Source organism: Streptomyces sp. CA-111067 (assembly GCF_050956065.1).
Lineage (GTDB): Bacteria > Actinomycetota > Actinomycetes > Streptomycetales > Streptomycetaceae > Actinacidiphila.
The window spans coordinates 5,776,623-5,799,967 of the sequence record NZ_CP192103.1; the positions used below are offsets into that span (position 1 = coordinate 5,776,623).

Consider the following 23,345-nt stretch of genomic DNA (forward strand, 5'->3'; position numbering starts at 1 on the left):
ATACATTGCCCGTGCCGCACGATCTACCGCGCGTGCGGCCTTCCTCGACGTGATCGACAAAGAGGGCTTCAGGGGTGGGGTTGCGGCAGATGGCAGGAGAGATCGGTGGGGCGAGTGTTCTGGGGACGCGCTGTCAGATCGACATCGACGCGGACGGGTGGCACTCGTGGCGGCTGACCGCGAACAACGGCCGGGTGATCGCGCTCGGGGCGAACACGTATCCCGACGACGCCGCCTGCAGGGCGGCATTCGAGGCGTTGTGCGAGAACGCGGAGGGACTGGCGGGTGGAGTACAGCACGCGGCGGAGTCGAATGGCTGGATCTGGCGGTTAAGAGACAGTGACGGTGGTGTGCAAGCTGTGTCCGCCCGGGCCTACGAACGGCACTCGACCTGCCAGGCCGCGTACGACCGGTTCCGGCTGACACTGCTGGGGCTGGGCGCGGCGGAGTGCGTCCCCTGGGACGACGCGAACTGAGCCGCGGGCCCCGGAACGGGCCGGAACCGCCGGCCGAACTGAGCGAAACAGCGCGAAAACCGGGCAGGTCCCGGCCGGACACCGGGCAGGTCCCGGCGGCAGGCCGAGCAGCAGCCGACACCGGACGGCCACGTTCCCCTCCCGCGGTGACCCCGCGGCGGAACGTGGCCGTCCGCTTTTCGGAGATGGCGGCTCCGTTTTCCGGTACGCCACCCAAGGTTCCCCGCCGTCGCCGAAGTTGCCCCTACGGGTGCTGTTGTTCACATCGGCTTGCGGATGCGGCCATCGCGGGCCATGAGCGTCAATCCGTGACGATGCGAACACTGGCGAGAACCGGCGAGCCCGACAAGGGCGACGGGCCCCCAGCCGACAGCCCGCGGCGGCTGCATGCCGACTCCGGGCTGCCCGACCGGCTCTTCCGCGGCGTGGCGCGGGCCGGCGGCGGCGTGGTGCTCGCCATCATGCTGCTGGTCGGCGGGTTCCTGCTCTACCGGGCCGGAAAAGCGCTGCACAAGTCGGGCTGGAGCTTCATCACCACGGCCGAATGGGACCCGGACGCCGGGCACTTCGGCATCGCGGCGGTCATGATCGGCACGCTGCTGATCGCGATGGTCGCCATCCTGATCGCGATACCGATGGCGATCGGCACCGCCCTCTACATCTCGGAGTACGCGCCGGCCCGGCTGCGCCGCACCCTGGTCAGCGTCGTGGACCTGATGGCCGCCGTGCCGTCGGTGGTCTACGGCCTGTGGGGGCTGTTCTTCTTCCAGGGGAAGGTGATCGGCCTGGCCCGCTGGCTGTCCACCTACTTCGACTGGATCCCGCTGTTCAAGGTGAACGGCGCCGATCCGCACGACCCGCTGGCCACCGCGACCGTCTACACCGCGTCCTCGTTCATCGCCGGGATCGTGGTGTCCCTGATGGTCACCCCGATCATCTGCTCGATCATCCGCGAGGTGTTCTCGCAGGCCCCGGTGGGGGAGCGGGAGGGCGCGTACGCGCTGGGCGCCACCCGCTGGGGCATGATCCGCACGGTCGTGCTGCCCTACGGCAAGGGCGGCATGATCGGCGGCACCATGCTGGGCCTGGGACGGGCCCTCGGCGAGACCATCGCCGTCTACATGATCATCTCCCCGGTGTTCGCCATCCAGCCGCACATCCTGCAGGCCGGCAGCAGCTCGGTCTCCTCGCTGATCGCGCTGCGGTACGGCGAGGCCAGCCCGCTGGGCACGTCCGCGCTGATGGCCGCGGGCCTGGCCCTCTTCCTGGTGACGCTGGTGGTCAACTTCGCCGCTTCGTCCATCGTCGCCCGCAGCCGTTCCGGTGCCACCGCCGAATAGCCGAGCAGCCGAGCAGCCGAGCAATCGGCGGAGCAAGGAGAGCACTTCCGCATGACCACGGACGCGAACGCCTTCGGCGCGATACCGGGCCCGGGCCCCAGCAGGGGCCCCGGTGAACCCGCGGCCCCCGACCCGGCCCCCTCGGCCACCGCCCTGCCGGCCACCGTCACGCCCGTCAAGGACGCCGCCGCCGGGTCGGAACGGCGCCGGTCCACCTCGACGATCCGGCAGACCGACGTGCTCGGCCTGCTCGGCGCGGCGGTCGCCTCGCTCTCCCTGACCTGGCTGCTCTTCGCCAGGCTCTCGCCGTTCAGCGGCGGACTCGGCTTCGTCGTCTGCTGGTACGTGCTCTTCCTCGCGCTGTACGCGCTGCTGGCCTCCTTCGACGAGGACGGTCCCGCGGTGCGCGACAAGATCGCCTCCACGGTGGTGCAGAGCATCGCGGCGCTGCTGCTGGTCGCGCTGGTCTTCGTCGTGGTCTACACGCTGTGGTCAGGCCGCAAGGCGCTGCCGCACCTCAACTTCTTCACCCAGGACATGTCGACCACCGGGCCGCTCCAACCGCTGTCCGACGGCGGCATCAGGCACGCGGTGGTCGGCACGCTGATCGAGATCGCCATCGCCCTGGTCCTCACCGTCCCGATCGGCCTGCTCTGCGCGGTGTTCCTCAACGAGGTGCCCGGACGCTACGCGCGTTTCGTCCGTACCGTCGTCGAGGCGATGACCGCGCTGCCGTCGATCGTCGCGGGCCTGTTCATCTACGCCACCATCATCCTCTCGGCGGGCATCCCCAAGTCGGGCTTCGCGGCGGCGCTGGCCATCTCGGTGATGATGCTGCCGATCATCATCCGCGCCTCGGACGTGGTGATCCGGCTCGTGCCCGGCACTTTGCGCGAGGCGTCGTACGCCCTGGGGTCGTCGCGCTGGCGGACCGTGTGGCATGTGGTGCTGCCCACCGCGCGGTCCGGTCTGACCACCGCGGTCATCCTCGGCACCGCCCGCGGCATCGGCGAGACCTCCCCGGTGCTGCTGACGGCCGGTTACGCCATCGGCACCAACTACGACCCCTCGAAGAACCCGATGGTCTCGCTGCCGCTGGCCACCTTCGAGCTCGTCAAATCCCCCCAACCCGCCATGATCTCCCGCGGCTTCGGTGCCGCCTCGGTACTCCTGGTGCTGGTACTGGTGCTCTTCGCGGTCGCCCGCATCATCGGCGGACGCGACGCGGGCCAGCTGAGCAGGCGCGGCACCCACCGCAGGGTCGTCGCCTCCCGCCGGGACGCACGCCGGTTCACCGAACGGGCCGCGGCGCGCGACGGCTACCCGCCACCCGCTGCCGCCTTTCGCACCACATCAATCCAACCTGCTCAGGGAGTTGACGGAACGTGAAGAGGATAAGGGCGGCAGCAGCGGCCATGGCCGCACTGCTGATCTCGCTGCTGTTCCTCGGTCAGGCACCGCCGGCCAAGGCCGACTCGTACGCGAGGATCAGCGGCGCCGGCTCGACCTGGAGCCAGAACGCCATCACCCAGTGGCAGGCGAGCGTCAAGAAGTACGGCATGACCGTCGACTACGCGGGCACCGGCTCGTCCGACGGCCGGACCCAGTTCGCCAACCACACCGTCGACTTCGCGGTGTCCGAAATCCCCTACGGCACCACGGACTTCGGGGTGCGCGAACCTCCGCCCAGCCGCGGCTACGCCTATATGCCGATCGCCGCCGGCGGCACGTCCTTCATGTACAACCTGAAGATCGGCGGCCACCGGGTCACCAACCTGCGCCTGAGCGGCAGCACTCTCGCCAAGATCTTCACGGGCAAGATCACCAACTGGTCGGACAAGCAGATCGGTGCCGACAACCCCGGCCTCACCCTCCCGGCCCGCAAGATCATCCCGGTCGTGCGCTCCGACGGTTCCGGCACCACCGCCCAGTTCACGCTGTGGATGTCCAAGCAGCAGAGCGGCCTGTGGAACGACTACTGCAAGCGGGTCGGCAAGCCCGTCCCGTGCGGGCTGACGTCGAGCTACCCGACGGTCCCCGGATCGGGCTTCATCGCCCAGAGCGGATCGCTCGGCGTGTCCGCCTACACACGGCAGAACTACGCCGAGGGCGCCATCACCTACGTCGAGTACTCGTACGCCGTCACCACCGGCTTCCCGGTCGCCAAGGTGCTCAACGCCGACGGCTACTACACCGAGCCCACCGCGTCCAACGTCGCCGTGGCACTGACGCAGGCGCAGATCAACCAGAACAAGAACTCGGTCCAGTACCTGACGCAGATCCTCGACAACGTCTACAAGTACCGGGACGCCCGGACCTACCCGCTCTCCAGCTACAGCTACATGATCCTGCCGACCAAGCTGGAGTCACCGCTGACCACCGACAAGGGCAGAACACTCGGTGCGTTCGGGTACTACTTCCTGTGCCAAGGGCAGGCCCAGGCCCAGCCGCTGGGCTTCTCGCCGCTGCCGAAGAACCTGGTGGAAGCCGGCTTCGACCAGCTGAAACGCATCCCAGGAGTGCAGGCCCAGAACATCAACCTGGCCGGCTGCCACAACCCCACGTTCTCCACCAACGGCAGCAGCACCACCAACACCCTGGCGAAGAACGCGCCGTACCCCCAGGCATGTGACAAGCAGGGTCCGACGCAGTGCGCCAGCGGCACCGGTGGCGCGATCCATCAGCCCACCCCGGTCAAGCCGCAGGCAAACGGCTCGTCCGGCGGCGGCAGCTCCAGCAGCGGTGGCAACGCCACCGGCACAGGGGGAAGTTCCAACGGAGCCGGCAGCACCGGCGGCACGGGTGGCAACGGAACCGGCGGCACGGGTGGCAACGGCACGGGAGGCACGACCGGCGCCACCACGGGTGGCACAACAAGCGGAACCACCGCCGGCACGACCGGCGCCACGACCACCGGCGGTACGTCCACAACCGGCGGCGCCGGCCAGACCGTCGACCCCGACACGGGACTGCCCGCGGGTGACGTGGGCGGCACCGGCGCCAACCAGGACATCGTCGCCTCCACCGTCGGGGTCGGCAACGAGACCTTCTGGGGCATGCGGACCTGGCTGATGGGCCTCTCCGCCCTGGCGCTGCTCCTGGTCGTCCTCGCCCCACCCACCATCGCCAGGCGGCTGACCAGGAACGGGAGGCGTGATGGCCGCGCGTAGCAACCCCGGACCCGCCCGGAGGCGCGTCCTGATGGTCCGCCTCGGCGGACTCCTCACGGCGGTGACCGCCGCCGTCGGCCTGGTCCTGCTGCCGCCGTCGGCGGGCGGCGGCCAGGCCCACGCGGCCGACGCCGGCTCGGCGGTCACCAAGTCCGGCACCAAGGGGACGTACGACGACTTCTCCCACCTGAAGGTGACGGTCGAGCAGACCAAGAACCTGCGTACCCAGGGGCTGAAGGTGACCTGGACGGGCGGGGCGCAGTCCGCGGTCGCGAGTGGTGCCTTTCTCGGCAACTACCTCCAGATCATGCAGTGCTGGGGCAATGCGGCAAACGGGCCGACCCCTGAGCAGTGCGAATTCGGAAACCCGTCGCCGAACTCGGGCGTGCAGAACGCAAGCCGGGACGTGGTCTCGTCGGATCCCGGGGAGCCGACAACCCACGAGATTCCCTTCACCACCGTGAAGGGTGACAGTTCGACGGACGTCAACCAGTTCTTCACCCCGTTCGCGACCAACGAGCAGGACCTGGCCACAACCGACGACAAGGGCGACGGCGAGACCATCTTCCAGGCTGAGGCTGCGAACGATTCAGGGATCCTGGGATGTGGCTCGGTGACGAAGACAGGTCAGGCGCTCGAGCCGTGCTGGCTCGTCGTCGTGCCCCGCGGTCTCCACGAGCCTGACGGTTCGGACCCGGGAACCCTCGGCCTCAATTCCTCTCCTCTGTCTGCCGGAAACTGGAATCAGCGCATCGTCTTCCGCCTCGACTTCGATCCGACCGAGTCCGTCTGTCCGATCGGCCAGGACGAGCAGCCCACCATCGGCTCCGCGCTGGTGGGCGAGGCGATGTATGCCTGGACGCCGACGCTGTGTACCACCGGCCAAAAGATCAACTTTGGTTACCTTCCGCAGTCAGAAGACGTCTCCCGTGGTGAAATTACCGGTCCGAATACGGGTACGGCCGGGATCGCCTTCGTCGAGAATCCGATCCAGCCGCAGCCGGATGTGGCACCAGTCGTCCATGCACCGATGGCGGTCTCCGGGCTCGTCATCGGCTACAACGTCCAAGTGGAAGGATCATCACGACAAATACCGCAAATACGTCTGAACGCACGTCTTGTCGCGAAAATGCTGACCGAGTCTTACAAATGCGAAATTCCGCATGTGCCCAACACGGTTAACTACGGCAACCTCTCGGCGAAAAATGCGGAAAGCCTGCAGCGTGACCCCGAGTTCAAGAAGCTGAATCCGGACGTTCCGTATTACCTGGGCGGTTCCTGTGGGGACGAATTTGGTCTTGTTGTCCCGCAGGATGGGAGCGATTCGGCCTCACAGTTGTGGCAATGGCTGCGCTCCGACCCCGACGCGAAGAACTTTCTTGCGGGAAAGCCCGACCCCTGGGGTGCGGTGATAAATCGCTATTTCCTGGATCTGGACCCGGCCCACACCACTCCTCCTGCTTTCCCGAAGCCCGATCCGACGGTCTGGACGCCCGATCCGCAGGCGCCCGACCTGCAGATCACTGCCCCGGCTATCAATCCCCTCGGCAACACCCTGAGCGACAACGCCAGGACAGTTCGTAAGGCGAACAACGGGGGGGTAGTCAGTGTCGACGCCACCTTGAGCCCACCGGCGTTCGTGAAGGCTTCGCCCCAGAGGACGGGCCAGCATTTCATCATGGGGCTGACCGACGCCGCGAGCGCCGCGCGTTACCGACTCGGCACCGCCGAACTCCTCAATGCAGACGGACAGTTCGTCGCCCCGACGGTGGACGCGCTGACCAAGGCGGTGAACGGGATGAAGCCCAGCAAGGTCCCGGGCGTCCTGGACGCGAACCCGGCCCTCAAGACCCCGGGTGCTTACCCCCTGACCACCGTCAGCTACGCCGCCGCCTCCACCACCCTGAGCGCCACGCAGCGCAAGACCTACGCCACGCTGATCCGTTACGCGGCAGGCGCCGGCCAGAAGCAGGGCATCGGCTTCGGCCTGCTGCCGCCCGGATACGCACCGCTGACACCCAGTCAGCGTGTCCAGGCGCTCGACGCCGCGTCGGCGCTGATCGCCGGGCAGGTGCCCACCACGCCGCCCGACGACTCCGCCGGTGGCGGTTCGAACTCCGGTGGCACCGGTTCTGCCGGCGGAGGCCCAGGCGCCGGCGGGACCGGCGGGACCGGCATCGACGGCAGTGGCGGCGCCAGCGGCGGCGGCAGCGGTACGGCGACCGGGGGTTCCAGCACCGGCGGCTCGCCGTCCGCGTCCCCGTCGTCGTCGGCCGCCGCGGCCGGCGGCACGAGCAAGGGCTCCAGCGGGGGCCCCGGTGCCGCACCCCCCGTCAGCAACGTCGCCCAGACCGGCGGCAAGACGCCGGGCGCGATCCTCGGCGCCGTCCGCTGGGTGCTGCTGATCGTGCTGATCGCCGGCATCTTCGGTTCGCTCGCCGGCCCGCTGCTGATGCGCGTGGGCACCATCCGGGGCACCGGGCGCGCTCTGATCCCCTTCCGAGGAAATAAGCCTGCCTGACCGGGACTTGGACGCCCCTTGGAAGGAAATTAAAGGCGAATTCGGAATACCTGGTGTTCACTTTTCCGGGGCGGTCAATTTGGTTGCCACTTCTTGACCGGTTCGACAGGATACTCGTGGCTCGGTTGATGGACCGGGCCTCGACAGGGGAAACGAATTCTCCTTGTTTATCACGCGTCTGGAAATTCCATCCGCGTCAATTCGGAGGAAATACAGTGAACGTGAAATTCGCCAAGCGGGCGGCGATCGTTGTCGGTGCCGCGACCCTCGGTGTCGCTGTCGTGACCGGTGCTGCTCAGGCCGACCCGGCCACGACGGTCCACCGCACCCTCGTCGGTGTGGGTTCTGACACCACGCAGGACGTGGTGAACGGTCTGGCCAACGGCACGGGCACCGGCCAGATCCTCGACGCCACCCCGCCGTCCGGCTCGGACGGCAAGCTGATCGCGTCCTACGACGCCACGCCGCAGCCGTCCACCATCACGACCCGCGCCACCGGCACCACCTGCACGGGCATCAACCGTCCTGACGGTTCCGGCGCCGGTGTCAACGCGCTGCGTGCGGACATCGCTGCCGCCTCGCACTGCCTGGACTTCGCTCGCTCCTCCTCCGCCCCGAACGCCACCGGCCAGTTCACCTTCATCCCGTTCGCGATCGACGCGGTGACCGGTGCGGTGAAGACCGGCAGCACGCTGCCCGCCAACCTCACCTTCTCGGCGACGGCGAACACCAACGCCCTCAAGGCCGGCTTCGACCTGAACCGCGTCTACAACTGCCTGGACACCAGCGGCAACCCGCTGCCGGCCGGCACCTTCCCGACTATCAACGGCATCACCGTGCACCCGCTGGTGCCGCAGGCCGGCTCCGGCACCCGCAAGTTCTGGGCGTCGACGCTGGGCTTCAGCGCCACCTCCCTGCCGTCCTGCGTGAGCGATGTCGCCAAGAACGGCGCCGCGGTCCAGGAGCACAACGGCAACGCGTTGCAGCGCACGGTCGCGGCGGACGGTTCCGAGGACGTCATGCCGTTCTCGATCGCGCAGCACATCGCGCAGGGCCGCTCCCTCCCGGGCGTGACCGACCGTCGCAACGGCGCCGTGCTGGAGACCGTCAACAGCGTCCAGCCCCTCTCGAGCGGGAACCTGAACGCCTCGTTCCCGATTCACCGTGAGGTCTTCAACGTCATCCAGACCAGCCGTCTGACCGAGACCAAGATCAAGACCGCCTTCGTCGGCAGCACCTCGAAGGTGTGCACCTCGAAGTACGACGCCACCACCACGTACATCAACGAGTACGGCTTCGGCACGGACACCGCCAACTGCGGTAGCACCACGCTGTTCGCCGGTCGCGACCTCGTCTGACCTGATCACCCGGCCGGGCGCCCCCGGGGGCGCCCGGCCGCACCCCGCACCACGACGCAGCGGCATCACTCGCAACGACTCCTCAGGGGGAGCAGATGAACAGACGGAGAATGCACGGCGTGCTCGTCAGCGCGCTCGGGCTGGCCATGGGTGCCGGCGCGGTGCTCGCCGGCACCGGCACCGCAAGTGCCGCCACCGCGACGACGGCGGCGACCTCGGGGAAGGTCACCCTCACCGCTCGCGGTACCAGCATCGACGACGCCTCGCCGTTCACACGGGTGTCCGTCAGCAAGGCCTGCCCGACGGACTACCGGGACGCCCTCAACGTGTCCCTCGTCATGTCGGACGGCGAGGAGTCCACCCTGGTGGGCAACCTGACCAGCGGCGCGCCCTACTCCCACGCCCCGGTCACCGCACAGGTACCGGCCGCCGAGGGCGACGGCGTCATCGTCCGGTCGATCGCCACCGCCTTCGACGTCATCGGGTTCCCGGTCGTGGACGGCACCTACCCGGTGCACGTGACCTGTGCGAACGCCGACCCGGACGCCTTCCCCGAGCACCCCGCGTCCACCGGCTTCATCACGGTGACCGGTGACACCTGGAAGGTCTCCAGCCAGGCCACGCCGATCGCGACGAGTCTCAAGCTCACCGCGAGCCCGGCCAAGCACGTCCAGGTCGGCCAGCCCTTCACCCTCACGGCGAAGGTGCCCGCGGGCGTGCCCGGCGTCGTGCAGTTCGCCGCGGACAGCGGCGTGACCGTGGTGGGCGACCCGGTTCCGGTCGTGAACGGCGTCGCGAGCATCCAGCCGCCGTCCAACACCGCGCCGAACGTCCGGACCTACAGCGCCACCTTCGTCCCGGCCGACCAGCTCGCCTACGCGCAGGCGTACAGCACGCTCACCTACACGTTCGTCAACGCACCGTCGATCACGGTGACCGACGCGAACGGCACCGTCCTGGGAGCCACCCCGCAGTTGGCCCCCGGACAGCAGATCACGGTCTCCGCGAAGGGCTTCCAGCCCGGCAGCGGCGAGTCGGTGGGCGTCTCCGTCACGAAGGCCCTCTTCGGGGCCTTCCCCGTCGACCTCGCGCCGGCCACCTCCGACGCGGCCGGCTCGGTGACCGGCTACACGCTGACCATCCCGGCCTGCCTCTCCCACGGGAGCCACAAGCTCGTCCTCACCGGCGACCAGAGCAACGTGAAGATCACCTTCGCGTTCACCACGAACTAGCCGTGCGGGCTCGGCGGTCAACCCGCTGACCAGCACGGACAGCCAGTGCCCTGCCACCCCCCAGGTGGCAGGGCCGCACGCGTACCACGCACCACCCGTACGACCGACCGTATCCCCGAGGGGACGAGGAGACATGAAACGAAGAATGCACGCCGCACTGCTGAGCGTGCTGGCACTGATCCTGGGCGGCGGGGCCCTGGTCCTCACCACCGCCGGGACCGCGTCGGCGGATCTGACCGGGACGGTGACCCTGACGCCGGCCGGCGGAACCGTCGATGACGCTCCGGTGTTCACGCAGGTATCGGTCGACCAGGCATGCCCGGTGAACTACCAGACCGCCCTGGACATCAACATCTTCCTGCCGTCCGGGGACTGGTCGAACCTGTCGACCAACGTGACCAGCGGTGCTCCGTTCGACACCGCTCCGATCACCGCGGAGCCCCCCACCACGGAGGACTTCAGCAACGGCACCTACGTCCGGTCGATCGCCACCGCGTTCGACCTTCTTGGACAGACCGTTTCCGACGGCACATATCCGATTCAGGTCGTGTGCAGGCCCAGCGACCCGGTCGCGTTCCCCGATACGCCGGCGTTCACCGCCTTCATCGACATCACCGGCTCCAACTGGGCGGTGAAGCAGGTCGCGCCGCCCACGGTGACCTCCTTGGCGCTCACCGAGGACCCGGCCGGACGCCAGTCCGTGAGTCATGAGGCCACGCTGACCGCCACCGTCACTCCCAGCTCGGCCGTCGGCACGGTGACCTTCGCGGCCAAGGGCGTGCCGGTACCCGACGGAACCAACGTCCCGGTGGCCAACGGCGTGGCGACGGCGAAACTTCCCGCCGTGGCCAGTGCCGACATGTATCCGCTCACCGCGACGTTCACACCGACCGACAATCTCGCGTTCACCTCCAGTCAGGACGCGCAGACCTACTTCGTCGTCGACGAGCCGCTTCTCACCGTGCTCGATGAGGACCAGAACACCCTGGATGACACCCCGACCCTCCAAAAGGGGCAGAAGATCCTGGTCACCGCCGCAGGATTCCTGCCCGGCACGAGCGCTGGGAACGGCGAGGTCGTCAGCCTGAAGATCGATGACGCGACCGCTGCCCCTGACGTGACCTCCAACGCCGGGGGCGGAATCGCCAACTACGCCGTGACCCTGCCCGCCGACATCGCCGACGGCAGCCACTCCCTGGTACTGACCGGCGCGACCAGCGGCATCAAGCAGACCTTCGCCTTCAAGACCGGCGCGGGCGGCACGCCGACAGACGATCCGACGGACACGCCCACCGACGATCCGACGGACACGCCGACCGACAGCCCCACCGACACCCCCACGGACACGCCGACCGACTCGCCCACCGACAGCAGCGGCGGTGTGTCCGGCGGCGACTCGTCCGGCGGTGGTTCGTCCGACGGTGGTCTGACCGGGGGTGACTCCGGCGGTACGTCGGGCGGTTCGTCCGGCAGCACGTCCGGCGGTTCCAACGGGCCGCTCGCGGCCACCGGTGCCACCGGCGTCATCCCGCTGAGCGTGCTCGCCTTCCTGCTCGTCTCCGGTGGCGGCTACGCCGCCTACCGGGTGCGCAGGGACGGCAAGTTGCTCAGCTTCGGTCCCGACCCGCGCGACTGACCCCGCGCGTTCCGCCGGGCGGCGGGCGGTCCGCCGACCGCCGCCCGGCGACTCCCAGCACCCCGCAGTGATCCGCAGCACCCCGCACCACCTCCCAGCTCGCGAACGCATCCGAAGGAGCCCCAGCCGTGGCCGTACTGTCACCGTCCCGCGAGGCCGCCGGGCCGCCGCCGGAGCCGGCCGAGCCGAAGGGGAAGCCGGCCGAGCACAGGCCCGCCGCGTGGTTCGTCGTCCCGGGCGCGGCGCTGACCCTGCTGGCCGCGCTGCTGCTCGGGTTCGTCGTCAACATCACCGTGCTCGGCCACGTCGAGCACGCCCGCGCCCAGCAGACGGGCTACGACAAGCTGCGCTCCGAACTCGCCCTGGGCACCGCCCCGGTGGGCCGGCTGAACGACAAGGGCAAGCAGGTGGCGATGGGCGCGCCGGTGGCCGTCCTGCACATCAAGACGATCGGTCTGAAGGAGGTCGTCTTCCAGGGCACCACCTCCGGGGTGCTCAGGTCGGGGCCCGGCCACCGCAGGGACACGCCGCTGCCCGGGCAGCCGGGGACCAGCATCATCATGGGCCGGCAGTGGGGGTACGGCAGTCCGTTCCACCACATCGACGAGCTGAAGGCCGGCGACAGCATCACCGTCACCACCGGCCAGGGCGAGCAGCAGTACAAGGTGACGGGGCTGCGCCGCGCGGGCGACCCGACGCCGGGTGTGCCCGGCGCGGGACAGGGCCGGCTGACCCTGATGACCGCGACCGGCGGGCTCTACACGCCGCACGGGCTGCTGCGGGTCGACGCGGAGCTCGTCAGCACCGTCCAGCCGGGTCCGGCGGCCGGCGGCGGACTCACCTCGGCCGAGCAGCCGCTGGCCGGCGACCCGGCCGCGTGGCTGCCGATCATGCTGTGGACGCAGGGGCTGCTGCTCGCCGCCGTCGCCATCACCTGGACCTTCCGCCGCTGGGGGCGCTGGCAGACCTGGATCTGCGCGGTCCCGGTGCTCGCCGCGATCGTGGTCGCCCTGTCGGGCGAGGCCACCCGGCTGCTGCCCAACCTGCTCTGAACCGCGCGTCCTTGAACCGCCCGGCATCCCACGCGTATGACCCGCCCGACTCGCCCGCCCCGCCCGACCGAACCGCCCGATCACCTAAGGAATACGATGTCAGCGACTGATGAGACCGTCGTACTGCCGCCCGTCCCCGGCGACCGGCCGGGCACCGGCACCTCCCGCTCGGCCACCCTGGACGCCCGTGACGTGTCGGCCTGGTTCGGTGACCACAAGGTGCTCGACCGGGTGTCGCTCACCATGCCCGCGCAGCACGTCACCGCGCTGATCGGCCCCTCCGGCTGCGGCAAGTCCACCTTCCTGCGGATCCTGAACCGGATGCACGAGCTGATCGGCAGCGCCGCGCTGGCCGGCCAGGTGCTGCTGGACGGCGAGGACATCTACGACCGGGGGCGGCGGATCACCCACGCCCGGCGGGAGATCGGGATGGTCTTCCAGAAGCCGAACCCATTCCCGGCGATGTCGATCTACGACAACGTACTGGCCGGGCTGAAGATGAACGGCGTCAAGGCCGGCCGCGGCGAGCGGGACGACCTGGTCGAGGAGTGCCTGACCAAGGCCGGTCTGTGGAAGGAGGTACGCGACCGGCTCCGGCAGCCCGGTGGCGCGCTCTCCGGCGGGCAGCAGCAACGCCTGTGCATAGCCCGGTCGTTGGCGGTCCGGCCGCGGGTGCTGCTGATGGACGAGCCGTGCTCGGCGCTCGACCCGACCTCGACCCGGCGCATCGAGCAGACCATCGGCGAGCTGTCGGACGACGTGACCATCGTCATCGTCACCCACAACATGCAGCAGGCCGCCCGCGTCTCGGACTCCTGCGCGTTCTTCCTCGCCGAACAGGGCACGCCCGGCGTCATCGTGGAGCACGGCCCCACCGACGACATGTTCAACCGCCCCCAGGACCAGCGTACTTCGGACTACGTCAACGGCCGCTTCGGCTGAGGGGACGCTCTCCATGCGCGCGACGCGCCCGGTACGACCGCCGGTACGGGCTCCACGGCCGGCGCCTCTCCGTCCGCCGGTTCTCGGCCTGGTGGCCGCGACCGCGCTGCTGGCCGCCGCCTTGACCTCGTGCGCCCAGCCCGCGGCGCACACCGCGCGGCCCGCCGCGGACCGCGCGCCCGCCGCCGTACGGCAGCCGCCGGCGCCCGCGTCGGCCGCGTGGGACTCGGGGGAGGCCAACCGGCCGCGCCCGTACGCGGATCAGACCGCCACCGCGGCCCCGTCCTTCCCGCCCCCGACGGCGGTGAGGCGACCGGCGCGGGCTCCGCGCAAGCCGACTTCCGCCGCGTCGGGGCCGACCAGCGCGCCGCCACCGAAGACGACGCTGCCCAGGGCGACGGCGCCGCCCGCCGTGAAGGCGCCCCGGCCCGCCCCGACTCCCGCCCGAAGCAGCAAGTCCGCGACGGCGAAGCGGAGCGCCGCCCGCCCGCAATACCCGCCGGGGACAACGGTGTTGCGGATCGGCGACTGGTCACGTCCCGTCGTGCGCGGCGACCAGGCCACCATCGACACCTGCAAGGCCGCCGTCCTGTTCGCCGGGCCCGACCCGGCGCTCGCCGACGGCTACGACATGAGCACCTCGGTCATCGTCGGCCACGACTTCTGCGGCTACGACAAGCTCGCCCCGCTGCCGATCGGCACCCAGGTCACCCTGGACACGCCGAAGGGCACGCTGTCCTTCCACGTCTACGCCACCTACATCAACCCGGGCCAGGGCGGCCCGGACAACGGCCTGTACTGGGGCGACCTCACCCTGCAGACCTGCGTGGGCGCCGACACCGGCTTCAGCTACCTGACCCGCGACCGGACGTGAACGGGCGCGTCGACCCGCGCCCCGCGCGGCCCCTCCCGTGCGGCTCTCCCCGTGCGGCGCTACAGGCCCGCCGCCGCGGCCAGGTCCGCCTTCAGGGCGGCCAGCGCGTCGGTGGCCAGCGCGCGGGCCGCCGGCAGGGCGGCGGCGGTCGCGGTCGGGATGACGACCTCCAGGTAGCACTTGAGCTTGGGCTCGGTGCCGCTGGGGCGGACGACGACCCGGGCCGCGTCGATGCCGCGGTCGGGGTCCGCGGCCAGCCGGTAGCGCAGGCCGTCGGTCGGCGGCAGGCCCGCCGAACCCGCCGACAGGTCCTCCGCGCTGATCACCGCGAGCCCGGCCAGCCCGGCCGGCGGGCGCTCGCGCAGCCGGGCCATCGCCCGCGTGATCAGCGACAGGTCGGCCACCCGGACGGACAGCTGGTCGGTGGCGTGCAGGCCGTGGGTGAGGGCGAGTTCGTCCAGCAGGTCCGACAACGTGCGGGACTCCAGGCGCAGTCCGGCGGCGAGTTCGGCGACCAGCAGCGCCGCGGTGATGCCGTCCTTGTCGCGTACGCCGTCCGGGTCGGCGCAGTAGCCGAGCGCCTCCTCGTACCCGTAGCGCAGGCCCGGCACCCGGGAGATCCACTTGAAGCCGGTCAGGGTGTCCTCGTAGCCGAGCCCCGCGCGAGCCGCGATCTTCGACAGCAGCGAGGACGACACGATGCTCGCCGCGAACGTGTCCTGCTCGGGCTCCGCCGCCCCCGTCCGCACCAGGTGCGCGGCCAGCAGCGCGCCCAACTCGTCGCCGCGCAGCATCCGCCAGCCGGCCGGCGCCGCCGGATCGGGTACGGCCACCGCGCAGCGGTCCGCGTCGGGGTCGTTGGCGATCACCACGTCGGGCGCGGCGGACTGCGCCGCCTTGAAGGCCAGGTCCATCGCCCCCGGCTCCTCCGGGTTGGGGAAGGCCAGGGTCGGGAAGTCCGGGTCGGGCTCGGCCTGTTCGGCCACCGGCACCGGCGCGGGGAAGCCGGCCAGGGCGAAGGCCGCGTCCAGGGTGCGCTGGCCCACGCCGTGCATCGCGGTGTACACCACCGACACCTCGCGCGGGCCGCCGGGCGTCAACACCCCTGCGGCGCGCCGCAGATACGCCTCGACCAGCTCGTCGCCGAGCACCTGCCAGCCGGCCTCGGGCCGCGGCACACCGGCCAACGGGCCGACCTCGGCGATGCGTTGCGCGATCAGCGCGTCGTCGGGCGGCACGATCTGCGAGCCGTCGCCGAGGTAGACCTTGTAGCCGTTGTCGCGCGGCGGGTTGTGGCTGGCGGTCACCATCACACCCGCGACCGCGCCGAGATGGCGGATCGCGTACGCCAGTACCGGAGTCGGCAGCGGGCCCGGCAGCAGCGCCGCGCGCAGCCCGGCGCCGGTCATCACCGCCGCGGTGTCCCGGGCGAACTCGTCGGACTGGTGCCGGGCGTCGTAGCCGATCACCACCAGGCCGCCGCCGCGCTCGTCCAGATACGCCGCGAGGCCGGCCGCCGCGCGGATCACCACGGACCGGTTCATCCGCATCGGCCCGGCGCCCATCTCGCCGCGAAGGCCCGCGGTGCCGAACTCCAGCACGCCGGAGAAGCGGTCGGCGAGGCCGGCGAGCGCCGCCTCGTCGCCCTGCTCGGCGGCGCCGGCCAGCGCCTCCAGCTCCGCGCGGGTCCGCGCGTCCGGATCCTCGGCGGCCCAGGTCCGCGCCCGCGCCAGAAGTTCGCCGCTCATGCCCCGCTCCTCACCCGTCAAGCACCGTTCAGTCCGTCCCGCGGCCCTTTCGGCCGGTTCCTTCCGCGACCGGCCCCCGGCCGGTACTACAGCCGGCCCAGCACCTGGCCGAGCAGCGAACCCATCCGGGTCGCCGACTCGCGGCCCGCCTCGAGGACCTCCTCGTGGTTCAGCGGGGCCCCCGTCATGCCCGCGGCCAGGTTGGTGACCAGCGAGATCCCCAGCACCTCCGCGCCGGCCTCGCGGGCCGCGATCGCCTCAAGCGCGGTGGACATGCCGACCAGGTCGCCCCCTATGGCGCGGACCATGCCGATCTCCGCGGGGGTCTCGTAGTGCGGGCCGGGCAGCTGGATGTAGACGCCCTCCTCCAAGGAGGGGTCGATCTCCCGGCACAAGGTGCGCAGCCGCGGCGAGTACAGGTCGGTGAGGTCGACGAAGTTCGGGCCGACGATCGGGGAGGTCGCCGTCAGGTTGATGTGGTCGCTGATCAGCACGGGCTGGCCCGGCCGGAAACCCGGGCGCAGGCCGCCGCAGCCGTTGGTGAGGACGACGGACTTGCAGCCCGCCGCGACCGCGGTGCGCACGCCGTGCACGACGCTCGCGACGCCGTGGCCCTCGTACAGGTGGGTGCGGCCCAGGAAGACGAGGGCGCGGACGCCGCCGATCCGCACCGAACGCAGCCGGCCCGAGTGGCCGGCCACCACGGGGGCGGGGAAACCGGGCAGGTCGGTGATCGGCAGGTCGTGGTCCGCCGAGCCGAGGGCGTCGGCGGCGGGTACCCAGCCCGAGCCCATGACGAGGGCGACGTCGTGGGTGTCGGCGCCGGTCAGCTCGCGCAGCCGGGCGGCTGCGGCGTCGGCCGCGGCGTAGGGGTCGGGGTTTCCGGAAGCGTTCACGCAGATGAGGGTATCCCGTCACGCCCTACGCGCGTAGAAGCCCCCGGCTTCCAGCCCGGAATCCCCCAACGCCCCCGGCTCGCGACCCTCGCCGCGCAGTTCCCCGCGCCCCCTTTTTCGGGCTGCTGCCCGTGCCCAGGCCGCGGGCCCGTGGTGGCTGGTCGCGCAGTTCCCCGCGCCCCTGTTTTGGTTGCTGCCCGTGGCCAGGCTGAGGTGCGCCCCGTCAGGGGCGCGGGGAACTGCGCCACCAGCCCCCACCGGGGCTGTAGATCGGGGACGGCCGCAACCGGGGCGGCGGGGCCGCGTTCACCACGCTGGGGGTTCACCTGCCCCGAGGTGAGCCGGGGCCCGGCTGGCCGGGGGTTAGCAGGGGCGTTTGCGGAGGCTCATCACGTAGTCGTGCGGCGCGCCCGCCGACTCCGCCGCGTCGGCGATCTCGCCGAGGTAGCGCGCGGACGGCAGTCCGCCCTCGTAGTCGTTCAGGACGTAGAGCCACGCCGCCGTGTCCCCGTCCAGCGTGTGGACCCGCACCGTGATCCGCCGGTAGATCCCCAGTGGAACGCCCTCCCACCGGTCCATCGACTCCTCGTCGACCGGCGCCAGATCGTAGAGCCCTACGAACACCTGGCTGTCCGGGTCCTCCACGAGAGTGGCGAGCGCCCCCTCCCAGCCCATCTGCTCGCCGCCGAAGGTGAACCGCCAGCCGTCCAGCCAGCCGGTGCCGCGCAGCGGGGAGTGCGGGGCGCGGCGGGTCATCAGCCGCGCGTCGAGGTTGCTTGCGTAGGCGGCGTAGAGCGACATGGTCACGAGGGTACGGGAGCGGCCCCGGCCCGGCGCCCAAAGCCCTCACCGGGTGCCCCGGCGGCGAGCCGGACCGCAGCCGGCCGCCGGGTTGGACCGCAGCCGGGCGCCGGGCCCGACCGCAGTCGGGCGGTGGCCCGGGACCAGCCCAGCGGCAGCGCCGGAGCAGCCGTGCCCCGCTGCCCCCTCCCCGTGGCGCCGTTCTCTTGGCGCGTGCGGGACAATGGGGTACGTGACAAGGATCGTGATCATCGGTGGCGGACCCGGCGGCTATGAGGCCGCGCTCGTAGCGGCACAGCTCGGCGCGGAGGTGACCGTCGTCGACACCGACGGCCTGGGCGGGGCGTCGGTGCTCACCGACTGCGTACCGTCCAAGACCCTGATCGCCACCGCCGAGGTGATGACGAGCTTCGACTCGTCGTACGACGAGCTGGGCATCATCGTCGCCGACGACACGCCCCCGCTGGAGCGCTCCGCCCGCGTGGTGGGCGTGGACCTGGGCAAGGTCAACCGCCGGGTGAAGCGCCTCGCGCTGGCCCAGTCGCACGACATCGCCGCCTCGGTGACCCGGGCCGGCGCCCGGGTGATGCGCGGCCGCGGCCGTCTGGACGGCTGCCCGACCGCCGACGGCAGCCGCTGCGTGGTGGTCGAGGCCGACGACGGCAGCACCGAGCGGCTGACCGCCGAGGCCGTGCTGATCGCGACCGGCGCGCGCCCGCGCGAGCTGGAGGACGCGCTGCCCGACGGCGAGCGGATCCTGAACTGGACCCAGGTCTACAACCTCGACGAGCTGCCGGAAGAGCTGATCGTGGTCGGCTCGGGCGTGACCGGCGCCGAGTTCGCCGGCGCCTACCAGGCGCTCGGCTCGGCCGTGACGCTGGTCTCGTCCCGCGACCGGGTGCTGCCCGGCGAGGACCCGGACGCCGCCGCCGTCCTGGAGGACGTCTTCCGCCGCCGCGGCATGAACGTGATGTCCCGCTCCCGCGCCCAGTCCGTCAAGCGGATCGGCGACCGCGTCGAGGTCGCGCTCGCCGACGGCCGGGTGATCAGCGGCACGCACTGCCTGATGGCGGTCGGCGCGATCCCCAACACCGGCGACATGGGCCTGGAGGAGGGCGGCGTCAAGCTCACCGACTCCGGCCACATCTGGACCGACAAGGTCTCCCGCACCAGCGCGCCCGGCGTGTACGCGGCCGGCGACGTCACCGGCGTCTTCGCGCTCGCCTCGGTCGCGGCCATGCAGGGCCGGATCGCGATGTACCACTTCCTCGGCGACGCGGTCGCCCCGCTGAACCTCAAGACCGTCTCGTCCAACGTCTTCACCGACCCCGAGATCGCCACCGTCGGCTACACCCAGGCCGACGTGGACGGCGGCCGGATCGACGCCCGGGTGGTGAAGCTGCCGCTGCTGCGCAACCCGCGGGCCAAGATGCAGGGCATCAGGGACGGCTTCGTGAAGCTGATGTGCCGGCCGGGCACCGGGATCGTGGTCGGCGGTGTGGTGGTGGCGCCGCGGGCCAGTGAACTGATCCACCCGATCTCGATCGCGGTGGACAACAACCTGACCGTCGAGCAGATCGCCAACGCCTTCACCGTCTACCCGTCGCTGTCCGGCTCGGTCGCCGAAGTGGCCAGGCAGCTGCACAACCGGAAGGGCGCCAGCCGGGACTGAGCCAGGCGTACCGGTTCCGTAACAGGCAGGTCGCGGACCCTGCGACGGAACGGTGCCGCCCCTATACGGTGTCGATACGGACGCTACGGGGGTGGCACATGGGCACGGAGACGCCCGAACAGCTCAAGCAGCGCGCGAACGACCTGCGGGACTGCGCGCGCACCGCACGAACGGTGGCCGGCTCGCTCGGCCCGTTCCTCGACCAGGCGGTCACGCAGGCGTCACCGGCCATCTGGACCGGCCCGTACGCCACGTCGACCACCGGCATGCTGACCGGCCACAAGTCCACGCTGCACCAGATGGCCTCCGACCTGACCCGGGACGCGGCGCGCTGGGAGACCGAGGCGCACCACCTGGACGACCAGGCCGGCAAGGCGAAGAAGTCCCAGACGGGCGGCGGCTGATGGGCTTCGACGGCTTCGACACGGCCAAGATCCGTTCGCTGGCCGGCGACTTGGACACGCTCAGCCAGAACGCGCCCGCGCTGCACCGCCAGTTGGCCGGTGTGCTGACCCGCGCGCAGGGCCTGCTCGACGGCAAGTCGGCCACCACCAGCCCGCTGCTCCAGCCGCTGGTCGGCGACATCCTCGGCGGCTTCCCGTTCGGCACCTTCCGCTCGCTGCCCGGCAGTCTGAACCACCAGCTCGGCGACGCACAGTCGTCGATGAAGCGGCGCTGCGACCAGCTCGACGGGGTGCAGAAGCTCACCCAGGAGGGCTACCAGGTCGACCCGGCGCTGTACTTCGGCGACGAGAAGCCGCCGGACGAGAAGAAGATCACCGATCTGCTCGGCGCGCTGGCCGCCCTGGACGGCAAGGACTTCGGCAGCAACGGCAACCGCGACGATCTGCGCAAGATCCGCGACCAGTTCGCCGACCTCACCCCGGCCGAACTCGACGCGCTGCTGTCCCGGGTGCCGGCCGCCGACCTCAAGCACCTCAGCGACCTCGACGCCGACGACAACGACGGCAGCGGCTGGAAGTGGTGGGACCACAACGGCCTGCCGGACGGGGAGTTCCGGGACTTCACCAGCTCGCTGGTGAAGAAGGCCGGGCCCTCGCACTGGGCCACCCTGGAGGCCGCCTTCCCCGGCGTGCAGCCGGGCTTCGACACCACCGACGCGTGGATCGACGGCGTCAACCCGCAGTCGGGGCAGGGCGCGCAGGGCATGCACTACGGGATGCCGACCGACCCGCTGTTCAAGACGCCGGGCCAGATCGACGTGGACGGCATCGCGCAGGGGCGGTTCGGCGACTGCTGGTACATCTCCTCGCTGACCGCGACCGCGCACGCGAACCCGAAGTTCATCCAGGACGGCATCAAGCAGAATCCCAACGGCACGGTGGACGTGCGGATCTGGGACAAGGACGGCAACCTGCACTGGGTCACCGTCACCCCCGACCTGCCGATGGACTCCGGCGGCAACCTGCTCAGCGCGCACGGCGGCGGCGAGGTGTGGCCGGCGTACTACGAGAAGGCGTTCGCGCTGATGTACGGCGGCGACGACGGCGGCGCCCCGGACGGCCACGAGAACGACCCGCGCTACGACCGCAAGGAGTCCGGCGACTACGGGGCCGTGGAGTGGGACTTCACCGACAAGGCGCCGCCGTATGTGACCGGCCACGACTCCAAGTCGATCGACAACGACTTCGACAGCGTCAAGAAGTCCTTCCAGGACCACCACCCGGTGATCGTGGCCACCCCGTCCGACGACGACCTGAAGAAGGCCGGCCTGGACCCGGCGTGGGACCAGCACTACGTGACCCGGCACGTGTTCTACGTCAAGGGCTTCGACGCGGACGGCAAGATGATCCTGGGCAACCCGTGGGGCCCGGGCGGCGACATCCACATCACGGCGGACCAGTACAAGAAGTACTTCAACAGCCCGCAGGAGCTCCAGGTGGGCGGATGAGCGGGCGAGCGGACGGGCGCGTGAACAGGCGGCTGAACAGGCAGGTGAGCGGGCGGATGAGGACGACAGGCGCGGTGCGGGCGGCGTACGGGGCCGGCGCGCTCGGCCTGCTGCTGCTGACCGCCGGCTGCGGCAGCGACGGCAAGTCCGCGGACCCGGCGCCGACTTCCAGCGCCGTCACCACCGAGGCCACCACGGCCGCCCCGCCCACCACGCCCGCGCCCACCACCGCCCCGCCCGCGGACCGGGGCCCGACCGCATCGGCGACACCGGGAGAGACCATGCCCCACTGGCCCACCACCTACGACGGCACGCTGCCGCTGCGCTGGCACGTGCCGGACAGCGACACGCACGGCAACAGCGTCGTGGTCAGCGACATCCAGGACGACCCGCCGCGCTGCACGATCAGCGTGACCGTGAACGGCGCCTCGGGCCCCTGGTACAAGAACGTGTCGAAGGGCGCCACGCTGGAGTTCGCCGGCCGCCGCTGGCAGATCACCCGCATCGACGCCGGGAAGATGGACGTCGACACCGGCTCGTCCGACTTCTCGCCGGGCCGGGTGGACCTCAAGGAGTTGGGGGCCGCCTAGCGCGGGCGGTCATATGCGGGCGCGAGGCCGTGCACGGGGCAGCTGGCACGAACGTTCCTTCGGCGTATAGCACTTGACGGTCGGATCCGTTCATGATTTCTGCTAACTGGTGCAAAACGCTGCAATCGGGCGGTCGTTGCCGTTACTGTCGGTTTCGTGTTCGCTGCAGAACGTCGCCAATTGATCCTCGAAATGGTGCGGGCCAACGGAGCGGTCTCTCTCCGTGAACTCGCCCGCGTCGTCCAGACCTCCGAAGTGACCGTACGCAGAGACGTACGCGCCCTGGAGGCAGAAGGACTGCTGGACCGCAGGCACGGCGGTGCCGTCCTGCCGGGCGGCTTCACCCGCGAGTCCGGTTTTCCGCAGAAGTCCCATCTGGCCACCGCCGAGAAGACCGCGATCGCCGACCTCGCCGCCTCCATGGTGGACGAGGGCGAGGCGATCGTCGTCGGGGCCGGCACCACCACCCAGGAGCTGGCCAGGCGGCTGGCCCGGGTGCCCGGCCTGACCGTGGTCACCAACTCGCTGCTCGTCGCGCAGGCGCTCGCGCACGCCAACCGGGTCGAGGTCGTGATGACCGGCGGCACCCTGCGCGGCTCCAACTACGGCCTGGTGGGCAGCGGTGCCGAGCAGTCCCTCCAGGGGCTGCGGGTCTCCCGCGCCTTCCTGTCGGGCGCCGGGCTGACCGCCGAGCGCGGCCTGTCCACGTCCAACATGCTCTCCGCGAGCGTGGACCGGGCGCTGGTGCACTCGGCCGGCGAGGTGGTGGTGCTCGCCGACCACACCAAGCTCGGCATCGACACGATGTTCCAGACCGTGCCCACCGATCTGATCACCCATCTGGTCACCGACGAACCGCCGGCCGGCGACGACCGGGCCGGCACCGAGCTCCAGGCGCTGGCCGACCGCGGGGTGCGGATCGCGGTGGCGCCGTCCATCGGCGCGGACGCCGCGGTCGCCGGGCGTCCGCGGCACGATCCGGCCCTGCCGGGGCCCCGGCGGCCGCAACCCCTGCGGTCGGCCTCGCAACTGGCCGCGGAGCAGGCCCCGACCCCGCGGCTGGCGGACGTCCGGCGCCGCTGAACGCTCAGGCGCCGAGCCCTTCTTTCAGGCGCTGAGCCCTTT

Annotated in this window: 19 protein-coding genes; 16 read left to right on the top strand and 3 right to left on the bottom strand. The window is 70.9% G+C overall.

Annotated features, from left to right (window positions below):
- Window positions 1-89: 89 nt before the first annotated feature.
- The 11 genes from ACQPW6_RS25500 (at window position 90) to ACQPW6_RS25550 (ending at window position 14,601) form a co-directional block, all read left to right on the top strand.
- Window positions 90-476 carry a DUF1508 domain-containing protein gene (locus tag ACQPW6_RS25500; RefSeq protein ID WP_433892001.1) on the top strand — a complete coding sequence of 129 codons (387 nt, stop codon included), beginning with the start codon at window positions 90-92 and terminating at the stop codon, window positions 474-476.
- A gap of 314 nt (window positions 477-790) precedes the next feature.
- Window positions 791-1,816 (top strand): phosphate ABC transporter permease subunit PstC, encoded by a 1,026-nt coding sequence (gene pstC / locus ACQPW6_RS25505; RefSeq protein ID WP_433894655.1) that lies wholly within the window; start codon window positions 791-793, stop codon window positions 1,814-1,816.
- Window positions 1,817-1,867: 51 nt separating this feature from the next.
- Entirely contained in the window at window positions 1,868-3,205 is a 1,338-nt protein-coding gene (pstA, locus tag ACQPW6_RS25510; protein WP_433892002.1) for a phosphate ABC transporter permease PstA, read from the top strand.
- Window positions 3,202-4,986, top strand: coding sequence for a phosphate ABC transporter substrate-binding protein PstS (locus tag ACQPW6_RS25515; protein WP_433892003.1), 1,785 nt, complete (start codon window positions 3,202-3,204; stop codon window positions 4,984-4,986). The genes pstA and ACQPW6_RS25515 overlap by 4 nt, the downstream gene beginning before the upstream one ends.
- A 31-nt stretch (window positions 4,987-5,017) precedes the next feature.
- On the top strand, window positions 5,018-7,507 hold the full coding sequence (locus tag ACQPW6_RS25520; RefSeq protein ID WP_433892004.1) for a hypothetical protein: 2,490 nt from the start codon (window positions 5,018-5,020) through the stop codon (window positions 7,505-7,507).
- 215 nt (window positions 7,508-7,722) lie between these two features.
- Window positions 7,723-8,865, top strand: coding sequence for a hypothetical protein (locus ACQPW6_RS25525; RefSeq protein WP_433892005.1), 1,143 nt, complete (start codon window positions 7,723-7,725; stop codon window positions 8,863-8,865).
- A gap of 95 nt (window positions 8,866-8,960) precedes the next feature.
- Complete coding sequence (locus tag ACQPW6_RS25530; RefSeq protein WP_433892006.1) at window positions 8,961-10,097, top strand: hypothetical protein; 1,137 nt, start codon at window positions 8,961-8,963, stop codon at window positions 10,095-10,097.
- A gap of 133 nt (window positions 10,098-10,230) precedes the next feature.
- The gene (locus ACQPW6_RS25535) at window positions 10,231-11,733 is read left to right on the top strand and encodes a hypothetical protein (protein WP_433892007.1); all 1,503 of its coding nucleotides are present in this window, start codon (window positions 10,231-10,233) and stop codon (window positions 11,731-11,733) included.
- A 128-nt stretch (window positions 11,734-11,861) separates the two neighbouring features.
- On the top strand, window positions 11,862-12,785 hold the full coding sequence (locus ACQPW6_RS25540) for a sortase (protein ID WP_433892008.1): 924 nt from the start codon (window positions 11,862-11,864) through the stop codon (window positions 12,783-12,785).
- A 96-nt stretch (window positions 12,786-12,881) separates the two neighbouring features.
- Window positions 12,882-13,727, top strand: coding sequence for a phosphate ABC transporter ATP-binding protein PstB (gene pstB, locus ACQPW6_RS25545; RefSeq protein WP_433892009.1), 846 nt, complete (start codon window positions 12,882-12,884; stop codon window positions 13,725-13,727).
- Between the two features lie 91 nt (window positions 13,728-13,818).
- Window positions 13,819-14,601: a hypothetical protein gene (locus tag ACQPW6_RS25550; RefSeq protein WP_433892010.1), complete on the top strand. Its 783-nt coding sequence runs from the start codon at window positions 13,819-13,821 to the stop codon at window positions 14,599-14,601.
- Window positions 14,602-14,660: 59 nt separating this feature from the next.
- Here ACQPW6_RS25550 and ACQPW6_RS25555 read toward each other — a convergent pair whose 3' ends face one another.
- From ACQPW6_RS25555 to ACQPW6_RS25565, 3 genes are all read right to left on the bottom strand, one after another.
- Complete coding sequence (locus tag ACQPW6_RS25555) at window positions 14,661-16,349, bottom strand: phospho-sugar mutase (protein ID WP_433892011.1); 1,689 nt, start codon at window positions 16,347-16,349, stop codon at window positions 14,661-14,663.
- An 86-nt stretch (window positions 16,350-16,435) separates the two neighbouring features.
- Entirely contained in the window at window positions 16,436-17,245 is an 810-nt protein-coding gene (locus tag ACQPW6_RS25560) for a purine-nucleoside phosphorylase (RefSeq protein ID WP_433892012.1), read from the bottom strand.
- Window positions 17,246-17,608: 363 nt separating this feature from the next.
- Complete coding sequence (locus tag ACQPW6_RS25565; RefSeq protein WP_433892013.1) at window positions 17,609-18,046, bottom strand: gamma-glutamylcyclotransferase; 438 nt, start codon at window positions 18,044-18,046, stop codon at window positions 17,609-17,611.
- Window positions 18,047-18,269: 223 nt separating this feature from the next.
- On the opposite strand from ACQPW6_RS25565, the gene ACQPW6_RS25570 reads away from it, so the two are divergent.
- From ACQPW6_RS25570 to ACQPW6_RS25590, 5 genes are all read left to right on the top strand, one after another.
- Window positions 18,270-19,718, top strand: coding sequence for an NAD(P)H-quinone dehydrogenase (locus ACQPW6_RS25570; protein ID WP_433892014.1), 1,449 nt, complete (start codon window positions 18,270-18,272; stop codon window positions 19,716-19,718).
- Window positions 19,719-19,816: 98 nt separating this feature from the next.
- A complete protein-coding gene (locus ACQPW6_RS25575) occupies window positions 19,817-20,122 on the top strand; it encodes a hypothetical protein (RefSeq protein WP_433892015.1) in 306 nt (101 codons plus the stop codon).
- On the top strand, window positions 20,122-21,630 hold the full coding sequence (locus ACQPW6_RS25580; protein ID WP_433892016.1) for a C2 family cysteine protease: 1,509 nt from the start codon (window positions 20,122-20,124) through the stop codon (window positions 21,628-21,630). The genes ACQPW6_RS25575 and ACQPW6_RS25580 overlap by 1 nt, the downstream gene beginning before the upstream one ends.
- A gap of 56 nt (window positions 21,631-21,686) precedes the next feature.
- A complete protein-coding gene (locus ACQPW6_RS25585) occupies window positions 21,687-22,220 on the top strand; it encodes a hypothetical protein (RefSeq protein ID WP_433892017.1) in 534 nt (177 codons plus the stop codon).
- A 156-nt stretch (window positions 22,221-22,376) separates the two neighbouring features.
- Entirely contained in the window at window positions 22,377-23,303 is a 927-nt protein-coding gene (locus tag ACQPW6_RS25590; protein ID WP_433892018.1) for a DeoR/GlpR family DNA-binding transcription regulator, read from the top strand.
- Window positions 23,304-23,345: the final 42 nt, after the last annotated feature.

Excerpts from the sequence above, each read along its gene's own strand:
- ACQPW6_RS25500 (WP_433892001.1), top strand. The coding sequence starts at position 90 with ATGGCAGGAGAGATCGGTGGGGCGAGTGTTCTGGGGACGCGCTGTCAG.
- pstC (WP_433894655.1), top strand. The coding sequence starts at position 791 with ATGCGAACACTGGCGAGAACCGGCGAGCCCGACAAGGGCGACGGGCCC.
- pstA (WP_433892002.1), top strand. The coding sequence starts at position 1,868 with ATGACCACGGACGCGAACGCCTTCGGCGCGATACCGGGCCCGGGCCCC.
- ACQPW6_RS25520 (WP_433892004.1), top strand. The coding sequence starts at position 5,018 with ATGGTCCGCCTCGGCGGACTCCTCACGGCGGTGACCGCCGCCGTCGGC.
- ACQPW6_RS25530 (WP_433892006.1), top strand. The coding sequence starts at position 8,961 with ATGAACAGACGGAGAATGCACGGCGTGCTCGTCAGCGCGCTCGGGCTG.
- ACQPW6_RS25535 (WP_433892007.1), top strand. The coding sequence starts at position 10,231 with ATGAAACGAAGAATGCACGCCGCACTGCTGAGCGTGCTGGCACTGATC.
- pstB (WP_433892009.1), top strand. The coding sequence starts at position 12,882 with ATGTCAGCGACTGATGAGACCGTCGTACTGCCGCCCGTCCCCGGCGAC.
- ACQPW6_RS25555 (WP_433892011.1), bottom strand. The coding sequence starts at position 16,349 with ATGAGCGGCGAACTTCTGGCGCGGGCGCGGACCTGGGCCGCCGAGGAT.
- ACQPW6_RS25565 (WP_433892013.1), bottom strand. The coding sequence starts at position 18,046 with ATGTCGCTCTACGCCGCCTACGCAAGCAACCTCGACGCGCGGCTGATG.
- ACQPW6_RS25570 (WP_433892014.1), top strand. The coding sequence starts at position 18,270 with ATGGGGTACGTGACAAGGATCGTGATCATCGGTGGCGGACCCGGCGGC.
- ACQPW6_RS25575 (WP_433892015.1), top strand. The coding sequence starts at position 19,817 with ATGGGCACGGAGACGCCCGAACAGCTCAAGCAGCGCGCGAACGACCTG.
- ACQPW6_RS25580 (WP_433892016.1), top strand. The coding sequence starts at position 20,122 with ATGGGCTTCGACGGCTTCGACACGGCCAAGATCCGTTCGCTGGCCGGC.
- ACQPW6_RS25585 (WP_433892017.1), top strand. The coding sequence starts at position 21,687 with ATGAGGACGACAGGCGCGGTGCGGGCGGCGTACGGGGCCGGCGCGCTC.